The 14,990-nt window shown below is 65.0% G+C and carries 14 protein-coding genes; 3 read left to right on the top strand and 11 right to left on the bottom strand.

All coding sequences use genetic code 11. The features are described from left to right. Position 1: 1 nt before the first annotated feature. Genes ACI3EV_RS02625 through pilM form a run of 5 tightly spaced genes read right to left on the bottom strand, consistent with a single transcriptional unit; the run spans position 2 to position 4,218 of the window. Positions 2-1,552 carry a type IV pilus secretin PilQ gene (locus ACI3EV_RS02625; protein ID WP_337691563.1) on the bottom strand — a complete coding sequence of 517 codons (1,551 nt, stop codon included), beginning with the start codon at positions 1,550-1,552 and terminating at the stop codon, positions 2-4. Further along, positions 1,549-2,043 (bottom strand): pilus assembly protein PilP, encoded by a 495-nt coding sequence (locus tag ACI3EV_RS02620; protein ID WP_337691565.1) that lies wholly within the window; start codon positions 2,041-2,043, stop codon positions 1,549-1,551. The genes ACI3EV_RS02625 and ACI3EV_RS02620 overlap by 4 nt, the downstream gene beginning before the upstream one ends. Next, on the bottom strand, positions 2,040-2,696 hold the full coding sequence (pilO, locus tag ACI3EV_RS02615; RefSeq protein WP_329770047.1) for a type 4a pilus biogenesis protein PilO: 657 nt from the start codon (positions 2,694-2,696) through the stop codon (positions 2,040-2,042). Before pilO ends, ACI3EV_RS02620 begins: the two co-directional genes overlap by 4 nt. After that, entirely contained in the window at positions 2,693-3,310 is a 618-nt protein-coding gene (locus tag ACI3EV_RS02610) for a hypothetical protein (protein ID WP_329770048.1), read from the bottom strand. Before ACI3EV_RS02610 ends, pilO begins: the two co-directional genes overlap by 4 nt. Beyond that, positions 3,298-4,218: a pilus assembly protein PilM gene (gene pilM, locus ACI3EV_RS02605; RefSeq protein WP_329770049.1), complete on the bottom strand. Its 921-nt coding sequence runs from the start codon at positions 4,216-4,218 to the stop codon at positions 3,298-3,300. Before pilM ends, ACI3EV_RS02610 begins: the two co-directional genes overlap by 13 nt. Before the next feature lie 192 nt (positions 4,219-4,410). On the opposite strand from pilM, the gene ACI3EV_RS02600 reads away from it, so the two are divergent. Further along, positions 4,411-6,810, top strand: coding sequence for a penicillin-binding protein 1A (locus ACI3EV_RS02600; RefSeq protein WP_329770128.1), 2,400 nt, complete (start codon positions 4,411-4,413; stop codon positions 6,808-6,810). Between the two features lie 45 nt (positions 6,811-6,855). Here the strand turns inward: ACI3EV_RS02600 and cyaY are convergent, their stop codons facing one another. Beyond that, on the bottom strand, positions 6,856-7,182 hold the full coding sequence (cyaY, locus tag ACI3EV_RS02595) for an iron donor protein CyaY (protein WP_329770050.1): 327 nt from the start codon (positions 7,180-7,182) through the stop codon (positions 6,856-6,858). Positions 7,183-7,195: 13 nt separating this feature from the next. On the opposite strand from cyaY, the gene ACI3EV_RS02590 reads away from it, so the two are divergent. Further along, positions 7,196-7,456 (top strand): lipoprotein, encoded by a 261-nt coding sequence (locus ACI3EV_RS02590; RefSeq protein WP_337691568.1) that lies wholly within the window; start codon positions 7,196-7,198, stop codon positions 7,454-7,456. A gap of 26 nt (positions 7,457-7,482) precedes the next feature. Continuing rightward, positions 7,483-8,754 (top strand): diaminopimelate decarboxylase, encoded by a 1,272-nt coding sequence (gene lysA / locus ACI3EV_RS02585; RefSeq protein ID WP_337691570.1) that lies wholly within the window; start codon positions 7,483-7,485, stop codon positions 8,752-8,754. A 66-nt stretch (positions 8,755-8,820) separates the two neighbouring features. Here the strand turns inward: lysA and ACI3EV_RS02580 are convergent, their stop codons facing one another. From ACI3EV_RS02580 to ACI3EV_RS02560, 5 genes are all read right to left on the bottom strand, one after another. Next, positions 8,821-9,447, bottom strand: coding sequence for a protein-methionine-sulfoxide reductase heme-binding subunit MsrQ (locus tag ACI3EV_RS02580; RefSeq protein WP_337691572.1), 627 nt, complete (start codon positions 9,445-9,447; stop codon positions 8,821-8,823). A gap of 33 nt (positions 9,448-9,480) precedes the next feature. Further along, entirely contained in the window at positions 9,481-10,476 is a 996-nt protein-coding gene (gene msrP / locus ACI3EV_RS02575) for a protein-methionine-sulfoxide reductase catalytic subunit MsrP (RefSeq protein WP_337691573.1), read from the bottom strand. A 140-nt stretch (positions 10,477-10,616) separates the two neighbouring features. Continuing rightward, positions 10,617-11,978, bottom strand: coding sequence for a c-type cytochrome biogenesis protein CcsB (gene ccsB / locus ACI3EV_RS02570; RefSeq protein ID WP_405198023.1), 1,362 nt, complete (start codon positions 11,976-11,978; stop codon positions 10,617-10,619). Positions 11,979-11,986: 8 nt separating this feature from the next. Next, the gene (locus ACI3EV_RS02565) at positions 11,987-14,149 is read right to left on the bottom strand and encodes a cytochrome c biogenesis protein ResB (protein ID WP_337691576.1); all 2,163 of its coding nucleotides are present in this window, start codon (positions 14,147-14,149) and stop codon (positions 11,987-11,989) included. Positions 14,150-14,320: 171 nt separating this feature from the next. Further along, positions 14,321-14,956 carry a c-type cytochrome gene (locus ACI3EV_RS02560; protein WP_337691577.1) on the bottom strand — a complete coding sequence of 212 codons (636 nt, stop codon included), beginning with the start codon at positions 14,954-14,956 and terminating at the stop codon, positions 14,321-14,323. Positions 14,957-14,990: the final 34 nt, after the last annotated feature.

The following is a 14,990-nucleotide window of genomic DNA, read 5'->3' as shown; positions in this document are numbered from 1 at the left end:
CTCAGCGCCGGGCCAGGCGCTGGCTTTCCACGATTGTAGGCGTGATGAAGACCAGCATCTCCTTCTTTTCCGTCACCTGGCTGCGCGAGCGGAACAGCCCACCCAGATACGGGATGTCGCCAAGCAGTGGCACCTTGGTCACATCCTCGCGCTCGCTGATCTCGAAAATCCCGCCAATCACCAGCGTGCCGCCGTTTTCCACCAGCACATTGGTCTGGATATGCTTGGTGTCAATGGCAAAGCCGTTCAGCGTGGTGCGGCCGACCGAATCCTTGTTCACGTCCAGATCCAGCACGATCTGGCCTTCGGGCGTGATCTGCGGCGTCACCTCCAGCTTCAGGTTGGCCTTGCGGAACGCTAGCGAGGTCGCGCCACTGGCCGTCGCCACCTGGTAGGGCAGCTCGGTACCCTGCTCGATCAGCGCGCGCGTCTGGTCTGCCGTCACCACGCGCGGGCTGGACACCAGCTTACCCTTGCCATCGGCCTGCAGCGCCGAGATTTCCAGCGTGACAAAACGCGAGGCACCGGCACTGAACAGCGACAGGCCCAGCGCGGCCGGGGCAAAGCCGTTCTGCCCCAGCGCCGGCAACTGGTACAGCGGTGTCGCCGCCTGCCCCGGCACCGAGGCCACGCCGAGCCGGCGGCCATCGCCCAGGTCCATGCCCGAGGCCCCATTCGGCTGCCCCAGCACCGACAGCCGCGCGCCCAGCGACTGGCCCCAGTTCTCGCCCGCCTCGACAATGCGCGCCTCGATCATCACCTGCCGCACCGGGATATCCAGCTGTTCGATCAGCTGCTGGATCTGCGCCTGCACCGCCGCCACATCCTGCACCACCAGCTGGTTGGTGCGCGCATCGGCAAAGGCCGAACCACGCGCACTCAGCAGGCGCGCGGCCTGGCCACCCCCGCCATGCACCTGCTGCGCCAGCTCACCGGCGCGCGCATAGTTGAGCCGGTAGCTGCGCGATTCCAGCACGCCGTCAGCCGGTGCGGATTGCGCCTGCTGTTGCAAACTGGCCAGTTCCTGCTGCGGCGCCACCCAGATCACCTGGCCATTGCGCTGCATCGCCAGCCCGCGCGTCTGCAGGATCACCTCCAGCGCCTGCTCCCAGGGCACCTCCTTCAGCCGCAGGCTCATGCGCCCCTGCACGCTATCGGCCGCAACGATATTGATGCCGGTGAAATCGGCCAGCACCTGCAGCAGCGCACGCACCTCGATGTCCTGGAACTGCAGCGACAGGCGCTTGCCCCGGTAGCGTGCCGGGTTGCGCGGGACAGGCGCTCCCGGCTGGGCGTAGCGGCTGGCCCCGCTGCCAGCCTGCACCGCTGTCGGCTTCAACGACTCGGCAGAAGTCACCGCTGCTGCTGTCGCCGTTCCCGGCAGCACGGTGGCCAGACGCTGCGGCGGAATCACGGCATCACCCGCCGTCGCTACCAGTGCGCCAGTCTGCGGGGGCGGCATGGCCGGTGCCGGTTGCAGGGCCTGTGCCCCCACCAGCGCCGGCCAGAGCAGCCATGCCAGCAGCCAGCCACGGATCAGGTGCACGCTCATGGCTGGCCCTCCTGCAACGCCAGCCGCTGTACGCCAGTGGCATCCGGCAGGCGCAGCAACAGCTGCGTATCGTCCATGGACAGCACCCGGCCCCGCTCCGCGCCCAGCGCTTCGCCTGAGTGCACCAGCAACAGCTGGCCGCCTGCCTGCACCAGCGCCACCCGCTGCGCCTCCTGCTGCATCCAGCCCTGGTAGCGCATCTGCTCCAGCGGCATCTGTTGCGGATCAACGGATAGCGCCGCCGCACTGCCCGCCAGCGGCTGAAACGGATCGCGCCCGGCTATCGGGTGCATGGCCTCCGGCTCCGTCGTGGCCGGCCCGGCCTGCAGCAATTCGGCATATTGCTGCTCCGGCTCCTGCGCCGCCAAGCCACCCGCCACCATGCCTGTGCTGGCCGGCAACTGTGGCAACTCCCCGGCCACCGGTTCGCCACAGCCCTGCAGGCACAACACCAGCAGCGCCCCACTCCATCCTGTCTGCATCACTTTCATGCTGCCTCTCCCTGGCTGCGCCTGCCTTTGCCGCGCTTGCCTTGTGCCTGTTCCTGCGCATTGGCCAGCCGGTAGCCGACAATGCGCGCCTTCAGCCGCAACTCGCCTGTGACTGATTTCCCCTTGCGCGTCTCCGCGGTCAGCTGCCAGCGCCGCACCAGCGTGACCGGCTCCAGTTGCGACAGCGCCACCGCCAGCGCCTGCATCGCGGCAAAACTGCCGCTGCACTCCAGCTCCACCGGCTGTTCCATCAGACCGCCCTCGAGCCGTTTCGGCTTCATCGGCTTGAAGCGCCGCACCTGCAACCCCGGCACGGCAAATTGCAGCCGCGCCTGCCAGACCGGTTCCTGCCAGTCCTGCGGCAGCTCGCGCTGCAACTGTTCCTGCAGCCCGGCCAGCTGCTGCCGGATCCGGACGAGCTCGGGCTGGCGCTGCAATTGCTGCTGCAAGAGCGCCTGCTGCTGCCGCACGCTGGCCTGCTGCTGCAGCGCTTCCTGTCGCTGCTGTTCCAGCGGCTGCAACAGCAGCAGCCAGGCCAGTCCACCCGCCAGCATCGCCGCCAGCAGGCAGGACAGCAGACGCAGCTGCCAGGGCCAGTCCTGTGGCGCACGCGAGCGCAAGCCGGCCCAATCGATGACCCTCAGGCGGCTCATGGCGCATCCTCCACGGCAGCCGAGGCCGCTGCACCGGCAGGCATCGCCGCCGGCAGTGGTCGCAGATCAGGCACCATGCTGGCACCCCACTCCCAGCGCAACAGCAAGGCACCGGTGGCGGCCTGCCCCGGCATCAGCGCATGCTCTTTCTGCAGCAGACGCCCGTCGAGCCCGGCTTCAGTCACGGCATCGGTCAACGCCATTACGGCATCGGCGCTGGCGGCCTGGCCCTGCAGCGTCCAGCCCGCCTCCTGCCATTCCAGCTGTTGCAGCTGCACGCCAGCAGGGAAGCCGCTTGCCAGCCATTGCATCAGCGTCGCCGGCCAGTCCCGCAACGGCTGCAAGGCCTGGCTCCAGCGCCATTGCTGCTGCAGCTGCCGCAGCGCCGCCTCCTCGGTACGTAGCTGCTGCATCGCCGCCTGTGCCTGCTGCAATTGTTGCCGCTCTTGCGCCAGACGCGCCTGTTCGGCCTGCACCTCCTGCTGCAGTCCCAGATACACCACGCCACTCGCCACCAGCGCGCCCAGCACGGCCACCGCCAGTCCCAGCTGCCAATGGCGCAAGCGCCGCTGCCGTGCCTGTGCACGCCAGGGCAGGAAATTCAGCGCGTCCATGCACCCTCCTGCTGCCAGGCCAGACCACAGGCAACCAGCATGCCGGCCGTCATGCCGGGCGCAGGCTCCAGGCAGCGCCATGGCCGGCCAGTCTGTGCCTGCAAGGTCGCCGATACCAGTTCCGCATCCGCTCCCACGCCTGCGACCCAGGCCTCCGCCGCCAGCAGCCAACCCGGATCGGGCAGCGCCGACAACAATTCCGGCACCAGCGCCAGCCAGTCCTGGCCAGCCGCCGCACGCTTTTCCGGCAGCTGATACCGCCACCACGGCCGCCCCTGCTGCAGGATCTGCAGGCATAGCTGGCCCGATCCCGCATGCAGCACCAGCAATTGCAGCCCGGCTGGCTGCCGCTGCAGGCAGCGCAAGGCCGCCCGGTGCGCCGCGTGCAAGGCCGCATCGACCGATAACAGTTGCAATCCCGCCACACGCACCGCCTGTTGCAGCTGCTCCAGCCGCTGCCCATCTGCCGCCACCGCCAGCACCTCCTGCCGCGTCGCACCCGGCTCCGCCGGCAGGCAGCGGAAATCCAGTGCCGGCAGCGCCATCGCATCGGCACCGGCCTGGCGCTGCCACTCGGCCTGCACCAGTGCTTCCAGTTCGGCCTCATCCAGACCGGCCGGCAGGCGCAGGCTGCGTCGCTGCAACATGCTCTCCGGCAGGGCAGCACGTACCCGGCGCTGTCTCACGCCCGCCTGCTGCCAGAGCTGCTGCAGGCTTTCTGCCAGCAGCTGCACGCCATCACCGTCCAGTGGCACACCAGTGCTCGGCCACGCCAGCTGCGCCTGAACTAGCGCTCCATCGGCGCTCAGCTGTATCAGCCGTAGGCCATCATCGGCCCAGTCGAGTCCGACATCAGCCGCTGCACGACGACCTGCCAAAGGCCAGGAAAAGAAAAAGGAATGTCGCATGATTGAGTATTTTAGTATTAATTCATGCATTTCCATCGCCCTATGGCACGATCCCGCCATACAGCCTTGTTACAGCCTTTGCCACACCGGATGTACCCGCAGGCACCGCCTTGATGCACAATGCGGGATGACTTTTTTGGGGCAAGGGGGTGCTGCGCCTGCAGTCCGTCCATGTCCGCAACCGTGTACGCCATGAGCCAATCCAACGATTCTTCCCAGACCCCTGCCCAGCCGCCCAGGCAGAAACGCCACTGGCTGGTCCGCCTGTTCCTGTGGCTGATCGGCCTGATCGTCGCCGGTGCCGCCACCGTCGCCCTGCTGGCCGCCGTGGCCTTGTCGGTGGCCTATCCCAATCTGCCAGACGTCTCCAGCCTGCAGAACTACCAGCCCAAGCTGCCGCTGCGCATCTATTCGTCCGAAGGTAATCTGATCAACGAATTCGGTGAAGAACGCCGCAGTTACGTGCCGTTCGACGAAATTCCGGCCATCATGAAGAATGCCGTGCTGGCCATCGAGGATGCGCGCTTCTACGAGCACAACGGCATCGACTATGTCGGCGTGATGCGCGCCGGCATGGCCAACTTCAGCAAGGCGCGCAGCCAGGGTGCTTCCACCATCACCATGCAGGTGGCGCGCAACGTCTATCTGTCGTCCGAAAAGACCTTCACGCGCAAGATCTACGAGATGATGCTGGCGTTCAAGCTGGAGCGGAACCTGAGCAAGGACCAGATCCTCGAGATCTACATGAACCAGATCTTCCTGGGCAACCGCGCCTATGGCTTTGCCGCCGCCTCCGAAGCCTATTTCGGCAAGCCGCTGCAACAGATCAACCTGGCCGAAGCCGCCATGCTGGCCGGCCTGCCCAAGGCCCCCTCGCTCTACAACCCGATCGTGAACCCGAGCCGGGCCCGCGTGCGCCAGCTCTACATCCTGGACCGCATGGTCGAGACCGGCTTCATCACGCAGCAACAGGCTGACGAAGCCAAAAACACCGAACTCGTGCTGCAGCGCGCCACCTACGGTGACAACGTGCACGCCGAATACGTGGGTGAAATGGTGCGCCAGCTGATTTATGACCAGTACGGTGCCGATACCTACACGCGCGGCCTGAACGTCTATACCACCATCTCCACCGAAGAGCAGCACGCCGCCTACAAGGCGGTGCGCACCGGCATCCTGAACTACGATACACGCCGCAGCTACCGTGGCCCCGAGCACTTCATCACCCTGCCGACCGATCCGGACCTGCTCGAGGAAGCGATTTCCGATGCGCTGATCGAATACCCGGATGCCGGTGAAATGAAGGCCGCCGTCGTCACCGAGGCCTCGCCTCGCAAGGTCGTGGTACGCCGCAGCGACAACGATCCCATCAGCATCACCGGCAACGGCCTGCGCTTCGTCAGCTTCTCGCTGTCGAACAAGGCCAACGACAAGCAGAAGATCCGCCCCGGTGCCATCGTGCGCGTGGTCGAGAACAAGGGCGCCTGGAGCATCCGCCAACTGCCTGAAGTGGAAGCCGCGCTGGTGTCCCTGGATCCGCAAAGCGGTGCCATCAAGGCCCTGGTCGGCGGTTTCGACTTCAACAAGAGCAAGTTCAACCACGTGACGCAGGCCTTCCGCCAGCCGGGCTCCAGCTTCAAGCCCTTCATCTACTCGGCCGGTCTGGAAGAAGGCATCATGCCGAGCACCGTGGTGAGCGACTCCGAGCTGGTGTTCGATTCCAGCGTCACCGGTGGCAAGCCCTGGTCGCCGAAAAACTATGATGGCCGCTTCGGCCCGCCGCTGACGGTACGCCAGGCCCTGGCCAAGTCGCGCAACATGGTCTCGATCCGCATCCTGCAGTCGGTCGGCACCCAGAAGACCCAGGACTGGGTGGGCCGCTTCGGCTTCCCGGCAGACCGCACACCGCCCTATCTGACGATGGCGCTCGGCGCCAACTCCACCACACCGCTGGAAATGGCGGTCGGCATGTCGGTGTTCGCCAATGGCGGTCATGGTGTCAGCCCCTACGTGATCTCGATGATCAAGGACCAGCGCGGCAACGTGCTGTCCGAGGTGCAGCCGGCCGAGCTGACCGAGCAGCGCCGCGTGATCCCGGCGCGCAACGCCTTCATCATGAACAGCCTGCTGAACGAGGTCACCACCACCGGTACCGCGGCCAAGGCCAGTGGCCAGCTCGGCCGCCGTGACCTGTTCGGCAAGACCGGTACCACCAACGACTCCAAGGACGCCTGGTTCGCCGGCTACCAGCCGACCCGCACCGCCGTGGCCTGGATGGGCTTCGACAACCCGCGCAACCTGGGCGACCGCGAAACCGGTGGCGGCCTGAGCCTGCCGATCTGGATCGATTACATGAAGGTCGCACTCAAGGGCGTGCCGCTGGCCAAGGCGCCCAACCCGCCGGAAGGCGTGACGCGCCAGGGCGACTGGGTCTACACCGAATATGCCGGTGGTCGCGGCATTGCACGCATTGGCGTGGCCAGCAACTACAGCGCGGCACCGGCAGCACGCAGGAACGGCGGCAGCGACAGCGCTCCGCCACCTGCCGACAATGTCGGCGCACACTCCACCGATCCGTTCGGCGGCAACTAAACGTCATCAGCGGCAGGCATCCCCTGCCGCTGCCGGTTTTCAGGGTCAGGCAAACTGCAGTGGCAGACCGGACTGCTCGCTGGCCAGCTGGCTCAGGTGGGCAAAGAACTCGCCATGGCCCTTGGTGTCCTGCCAGACCTGGCCATCAAAGGTATAGTGGTAACCACCCGCCTTGGCCGCCATCCAGATTTCGTGCAGGGGTTTTTGCAGGTTGATCACGATCTGGCTGCGGTTCGGAAACACCAGCGTGATCATGCCGCCCACGCGCTGGTTGTCGATATCGGCATCGGTCTCGTCATTGATACGGTCGCAGCAGGCCTCGACGCGGCGCAATACCTGCTCGGCAGCCTCAAGATATTCCAGGTCAGTCATTACAATTCCAGCTATGGTGAAAGTCCGAAACATTGTACGCATCGCCCTGTTGCCCTTGACTGCAGCAGTGCTATCGGCCTGCGGCCAGACCGGCGATCTCTACCTGCCCACGGAACCCGGGGCAGCGCAGCGCGCACGCCTGCACGAGCTGATCATCCCGGGGCTGAAGCGCGGCAACCCGGCTGCCGTTGCAGATACGGAACCCGCACCGCCACCAGTCCCCACCGAAGCGGACCGCATCCAGAACACCATTCCCTCCAACCCCGGCCTGTAAACCGGCCGGCACTGCCCTTTCTGCCCATGACCTCCCTCCCCGGATCCCCTTTCCTGGCCCGTGACGCGGCCGGCTCCCTGACTGTCGATGGCGTCTCCGTGGCCGAGCTGGCACGCAAACACGCGACCCCGCTGTTCATCTACTCCAGGGCCGCCATGCTGCACGCGCTGGCCGCCTACCAGCGTGGCTTCGAGGGCCGCAACGCCCAGATCTGCTACGCCATGAAGGCCAACTCCACGCTGGCCGTGCTGCAGGTATTTGCCCAGGCCGGCTGCGGCTTCGACATCGTTTCCGGTGGCGAGCTGGAGCGTGCGCTGGCCGCCGGTGGCGATCCGGCCAAAATCATTTTCTCCGGCGTCGGCAAGACACGCGCCGAGATGCGCCAGGCGCTGCAGGCCGGCATCGGCTGCTTCAACATCGAAAGCCTGCCCGAGCTGGACGTGCTGTCCGAAGTTGCCGCCGGCATGGGCCTGCGCGCCCCCATCAGCATCCGCGTCAACCCCAACGTCGATGCCAAAACCCACCCCTACATCTCCACCGGCCTCAAGGGCAACAAGTTCGGCATCGCGCACGAAGATGCGCTGCAGGCCTACCAGCACGCTGCCAGCCTGCCCGGCCTGCGCGTGGTCGGCATCGACTGCCATATCGGCTCGCAGATCACCGAGATCGATCCCTACCTGGATGCCATGGAACGCATGCTGGACCTGTTCCAGCAGATCGAGGCCGCCGGCATCCCGCTGGAGCATTTCGATTTCGGCGGTGGCCTGGGCATCACCTACACCGACGAGCAACCGCCGTCTGCCGATGCGCTCTGGCAGCAGCTGCTGGCGCGCATGGACGCCCGCGGCCTGGGCCAGCGCAAGCTGATGATCGAACCGGGTCGCTCGCTGGTCGGCAACGCCGGCATCTGCCTGACCGAGGTGCTCTACCTGAAAGATGGCGAAGAAAAGAACTTCTGCATCGTCGATGCCGCCATGAATGACCTGCCACGTCCCGCCATGTACGAGGCCTTCCACCAGATCGTACCGGTGCAGCAATCCGATGCCAGCCCGGCCAGCTATGACGTGGTCGGCCCGATCTGCGAAAGCGGTGACTGGCTGGGCCGCGACCGCGAACTTGCCGTGCAGCCCGGTGACCTGCTCGCCGTGCTGTCTGCCGGTGCCTACTGCATGAGCATGTCCAGCACCTACAACAGCCGCGGCCGCGCCGCCGAAGTGCTGATCGCCGACGGCCAGCCGCACCTGGTGGCACCACGCGAATCGGTCAAGGAGATCTACCAGCGCGAGCGCCTGCTGTAAGCACCGCCCTGCCTGGCTCCCAGGCAAAGGAAAGGGCTGCCGATGGGCAGCCCTTTGCATCTGCGCTCAGTGGCTACAAGAGCCTCCCGATGAGCCCCGGTTCCAGTGCCAGAGTCGCCAGGCCATCAACGCGGTCAGGATCAGCGCGTAGATCCAGACCTCCAGCACATCGTTCTTGGTGCCGCGCATCCAGAGAAAGTGCACGATGGCAAATCCGGCCACCAGGTACACCAGCCGGTGCAAGGCCTGCCAGTTGGCCCCCCGCATGCGGCGGATCGCGGCATTGTTCGAGGTCAGGGCCAGCGGCAGCAGCAAGGCATAGGCCAGCACGCCCATCAGGATGAAGGCGCGGTCCGCCACATCGGCCAGCAGCTCGGACAGGTTGAAGCCCATCTGCAGCCAGACATAGAGCAGCAGGTGCACGCTGGCATAGAGGAACACCGACAGGCCCAACACGCGGCGGAAGCGCAGCAGCTGCGGCAATTGGAAGGTCACGCGCACCGGTGTCACCGCCAGCGTCAGGCACAGCATGCGCAAGGACCAGTCTCCGGCGCCGCGTACCAGCGCCTCTTCCGGGTTCACGTACGCGCCGGTACTGGCCTGCCACCAGAGCCAGGCCAGTGGCAACAGGCACAACAGCCACACTAGCGGTTTCATCCAGGCTTGTACCAGCAGTCGTTTCAGCGATTCCATCGTGTTTCCCGTTGCGCCCCACTGGGCGGATTATCAGTAATGCGTAGCCAGATCCATGCCCTGGTACAGGCTGGCCACCTGTTCGCCATAGCCGTTGAACAGCTCCGTCGGACGACGCGGGCTGCGCAGGCTGTCACCGATGCGGCGCTCGTTCGCCTGGCTCCAGCGCGGGTGCGCCACCTGCGGGTTGACGTTGGCATAAAAGCCGTATTCGCGCGGCACTGCCCGCATCCAGGCCGATACCGGCATCTCTTCGGTCAGGCGGATACGCACCAGTGACTTGGCGCTCTTGAAGCCGTATTTCCACGGCACCACCAGGCGCAGCGGTGCGCCGTTCTGCTTCGGCAAAACCTCGTCGTACATGCCAAAGGCCAGCAGCGTCAGCGGGTGCATCGCCTCATCCAGCCGCAGGCCTTCCACATAGGGCCAGTCCAGCATCTGGCTGCGCACGCCGCGCATCTGTTCCGCATCGGCCAGCGTCGTGAACTCGACAAAGCGTGCACTGCCGGTCGGCTCCACCTGTTTCAGCAGCGCCGACAGCGAATAGCCGATCCACGGAATCACCATGCTCCAGCCTTCGACGCAGCGCAGCCGGTAGATGCGCTGCTCCAGCGGGGCCAGTTGCAGCAGCTCTTCCAGTCCCAGCGTCAGCGGCTTGTGTACCGCGCCTTCAATGCGTACCGTCCACGGCGTGGTCTGCAGCGCACCTGCATACTCGACCGGATCACTCTTGCCCGGACCAAATTCGTAGAAGTTGTTGTAATGGGTGGCGTCGTGCTGTGTCGTCAGCGTCTCGCTACTGATGGCACCGGGCACGCTGGATGGCACGGAGGCCAGCGCCACACCCGCTTGCGCCGGCGCTGGGGGCTGCTGCCAGCGCCGGTACAGCGGCAGCGCGGCCGCCCCCGCTGCGCCCACCGCAGCCAACCCCATCAGCTGCAGCCAGCGCCGCCGTGCCGCATAGGCCTGCGGCGGCGTGATCTCGCTCGGGGTCGGATGCTGGTATCCGCGATCGCGGTGGTAATGCATGGCACTTGTCTCTGCTGGCGAATGCCAGCGTCTGCAACGATCCTAACGCAAAGTGCATACCCGTATCCCGCCAGGTGCCACCCACGAAAAAGGCGCAGGGCCGCTGGGCCATGCGCCTTCTGATGCCGATCTGCCGGGGATCAGAGCGTGCCGTAGCTGTGCAGGCCGCTCAGGAACATGTTCACGCCGATAAAGGCGAAGGTGGTGATGGCCAGGCCAACCAGCGCCCACCAGGCCGACACGGTGCCGCGCAGGCCCTTCATCAGGCGCATGTGCAGCCAGGCCGCATAGTTCAGCCAGACGATCAGCGCCCAGGTCTCCTTCGGGTCCCAGCTCCAGTAGCCACCCCAGGCCTCGGCCGCCCACAGCGCGCCCAGCACGGTGGCAATGGTAAAGAAGGCAAAGCCGACAGCGATCGACTTGTACATCACGTCATCCAGCACCTCAAGCGCCGGCAGGCGCGCCGCAATCGTCTTGCGGCCCAGGATAATGGCCGCCACGATCAGCGCCGACACGCCAAAGTAGACCGCCCAGTAGCTGCTCATGCCGCTGACGCTGCTGCGGAACACGATCGGCTCAAAGCACAGCACGATGCCCAGCAGCCACAGCGGCGCCAGCTTGTACCATTTGGTCTCGGCAGCCTGCTTCTTGATCAGGTAGGCAAAGGCCACCATCGCCGCCAGCGCAAACGTGCCGTAGCCAATGAAGTTGGCTGGCACGTGCAGCTTCATCCACCAGCTCTGCAGCGCCGGCACCAGCGGCTGGATTGCCTGCGCCTCGCGCACCAGCGTGTACCAGAGCAGGAAGCCGACTGCCGCGCTCACCACCAGCATCACGAAGGCACCCAGCGCACGCGTGCGGTACTGCATCTCGTAGTAGAGGTAGAACAGCGCCGTCATCCAGCAGAACATGACGAACACTTCGTACAGGTTGCTGACCGGGATATGGCCAATGCCAGCGCCAATGTGGTGGCTCTCGTACCAGCGCACCATGGTGCCGATCAACGCCAGCGCCACGCCAGCCCAGGCCATGCGCGAGCCCAGCAGCTCCAGCGCGTTGCTGCTGTAGCGGTCCGTCTCGCCCTTGCCGCCGGTAAACATGCCGATCCAGTAGAACAGCGTGCTCATGAAGAACAGCATGCACATCCACAGGATGGCCGACTGGCTCGAGATGAAATACTTGAGCAGGAAGACATCTTCCGAGCGCTTCAGGTCACCGCCATAGAGCCAGAGCGCCAGCAGCGATACCGCTGCCACCACCAGCATCAGGCGTGCCGCCGGTCGCCAGAACCAGCCCAGCCAGATCACGGCGGGAATGGTGCCGATCAGGATCGCCTTTTCGTAGACGTCCATGGCGTGGTCGTAATACAGGAAGGCGTAAATCCCGCCAGCCACGGCCAGCAGCGCAAACAGCCAGTCAAACAGGTTGCGGCGGCTGAAAAAGCCCCCGTTCAGGGTAATCGTCTGCACCTCTTGCGGGGGCAGCTTGGTGGTGGAACTCATGGAGGTGCTCATGACTGGTGCTCTCCCAGCAGGTACTGCTTCAATGTGTCAAATTCCTTGTCGCTGTCCAGGTTGCGACGATTGCTCGAAAGCGCCATGGTAGCGCCCGAGGCGGCTTCCTGTCCATCCTGGGCGGCCGGACGCACCCAGACCCAGACACGGCGCTCGGTGATGTACAGCATGGCAAACACGCCCAGGATCAGGAACAGGCAGCCCAGGTAGACCACCCACTTGCCCGGCGCGCGCGTTACCTGGAACACGCTGGCCTGCACCTGGGTGAAATTCTCGAGCTGGAACAGCACCGGCTCCGGATAGAGCGGTGCATCGCTCAGCGCCACCACCGCCTGGGCCAGCCAGGCGCGGTGCTTCTGCTCGTTCATGTCCAGTGCCGGCAACTTGGCGCGCTCGCGCGACAGCTGCAGCAGCTCGACCATGGAGCCATTCAGCATGCGCAGCAGCACATCGCCAAAGCGCTGCTGGTCTTCAGCGGGAATCGTCTGCTCGATGAAACGGGCGATGGCCTGCAGGCCGAAGCTGCGTGCTGCCTCGCTGTTGCTGTCGCGGCGCGCGGCGTCCAGATTCGCCGGGTCACCGGCAAACAGGTCCATGACGCGGCTGGCCGACAGCGCCAGCTGCTCCTGCACCTGCTGGTTCTGCACGCCGGTGGACTGCGCCACATAGCGGCGTACCGCCTCGGCGCGCAGCGCCGGATCATTCAGGGCGTGGCGCAGGCGCTGGAATTCCTCCAGGGAATTGTTGTCATCGGCCGGAATGCGCAGGTAGCGGAAATTCTCTGCCGTGTCATTGCGCACGCCAAACAGGAATTCGGGCGGGCCGCCTTCGCCAGTCATCACCGGCAGCATGTAGTTGGAAAACTCGCGCGCCTGTCCGGCACTGTCACGCAGCTTGTAGATCACGCTCGGACCGACGTTGCGCAGCTCGTGGTCCTTGCGGTTCTGGGCCGAGCCCAGGTTGTCCTGCAGCGTCTGGCGCAGATCCACGCTGCGCACATCGACCGGGCCGGAGCTCATGTTGCCAAAGTTTTCGACGTTGATGGTGCGCAGATCCGTCACTTCCAGCGTGCGCTTGTCCTCGCCATTGGTGATCTCGACCGCACGGCCCACGGCGGTATCGACCGAGAACGGCGCCACCTCGCTGCCCATGCCGACCGCCTTCAGCTTGACCGGCGAACCGCCATCCTCGAAGCTGGACTGGTAGATCTGGATGCCCTTGTAGCTGGCCGGATGGTTGACCTCGATGCGCTGCGGAATCGCCTCGCCGGTCTCGCGGTCGTGGATCACCACCTCGCTGGCAAACACGCGCGGCATGCCGGTGGGGTAATACTCGACGATGAACTTCTTCAGCTCCAGGGCAAACGGCAGCTCCTGGATCAGCACGCCGTCCTTCTGCAGCAGGATGGCGGTATCGACCGTGCTGCCTTCGGGCACGAACAGGTTGCCCCGGAAGGTCGGGTTGCTGGTGCTCAGGCGGTGCTGCGGCGGCACGTCGGCAATCATGCCGGCGCCATTGAAGGGCTGCTTGCCATTGAACCAGGTCTGCATGCGCACCATCAGGTCGCCATCCAGCAGGCCTCCCAGACAGATCAGCACGATGGCGCTGTGCGCTGCCAGGTAGCCGATCTTGTTGGCACCGCCCTTCTTGGCCGCCACCATCCAGCCGGCCTGGTCGCCTTGGCGCTGCTGCAGTTTTACTTTCCAGCCCTTGCCAGCCAGTTTTTCACCCAGGCTGCGCGCCGCCTGTGCCGGTTCCTGCGGCAGCACGGCTTCGGCCTTGTAGCCAAAGGCCTGCAGCGCACGCACGTGGATGTTTTCCTTGTAGCTTTTCAGGTCCGCCAGGATCTTGGGTGTATGGCGCGCAATGCACAGCGAGGTACTGATCACCAGGAACGCCAAGATCAGCAGAAACCACCAGGCACTGTAGACCGAATAGAGGTTCAGCGTCTCGAACACGCGCGCCCAGAACGGCCCGAACTGGTTGACGTAGTTGTTGAACGGCTGATGCTGGGTGATGACCGTGCCGATCACCGAGGCAATGCAGATGACTGTCAGCAGCGCAATGGCAAAGCGCATGGAAGACAGCAGTTCGATGGCGGAGCGCAACCAGCGACTGCCCTGGCGAACCTCGTAACCTTGTGTGGAAATTGTTGTCATGCAGGATGTGCCCGTCCTAGGGGCGACTGATGCGGAGGCGTGATCGGCCAGGCATCTGGAAACAGGTGTGCGCCATCATAACGCGCACAAAAAAGGCGGGTACGCAACCCGCCTTTTCTGGTACCGTCCGGGCGGCAGCGCAAACTGGCAAGCTGCAGCCCGGTGGCAGAATCAGCGCAGACCCTGGATGAAATCAGACACGGCCTTGATCTGGGCGTCGTTCATGCCGTTGACGACATGCGGCATGACCAGGTCATTCTTGCGGACGCCGTCACGGAAATCCTTGAGCTGCAGCTCAGTGTAGTCAGCCTTCTGGCCAGCCAGGCGCGGGTACTTGACCGGCATGCCGGCACCGTTGGGTGCGTGGCAGGCAGCACAGGCCGGCACGGCTCGGCTGGCAATGCCACCACGCCAGATCTTCTCGCCCAGCGCCAGGGTTTCCTGGTTGGTAGCGGCCAGCTTGTTGGCCTTCTGGGAAGCGAAGTAGTAGGAAACGTCCACCATGTCCTGGTCGCTCAGGGCGGCAGCGTAGCCGTTCATGACAGTACCCTTGCGGGCATTGCTCTTGAACTCCTTGAGCTGCTTGATCATGTATTCGGGATGCTGCTGCGCCACCACCGGGTAACCGGCGATCACGGAGTTGCCATCGGCATTGTGACAGGCGATACACACGCTGTTGACGATGGCCTTGCCCTTGTTCAGGTCAGGAACCGGCTTGGCTGCCGGCGTGGCCGCTACGGCAGAACCTGCTGCCGTGAACAGCAGAGCGGAAATCAGGGAAGCGGCAAGAGTGGATACAGGCTTCATAGTCGGCATCAGTCTGGAGTGAACGGGACAACCG

Source organism: Allobrachymonas wangyanguii (assembly GCF_045055315.1).
GTDB lineage: Bacteria > Pseudomonadota > Gammaproteobacteria > Burkholderiales > Burkholderiaceae_C > Brachymonas > Brachymonas wangyanguii.
The sequence above is the reverse complement of the archived record's forward strand: the minus strand, read 5'-3'. Positions and strand labels throughout refer to the sequence as shown.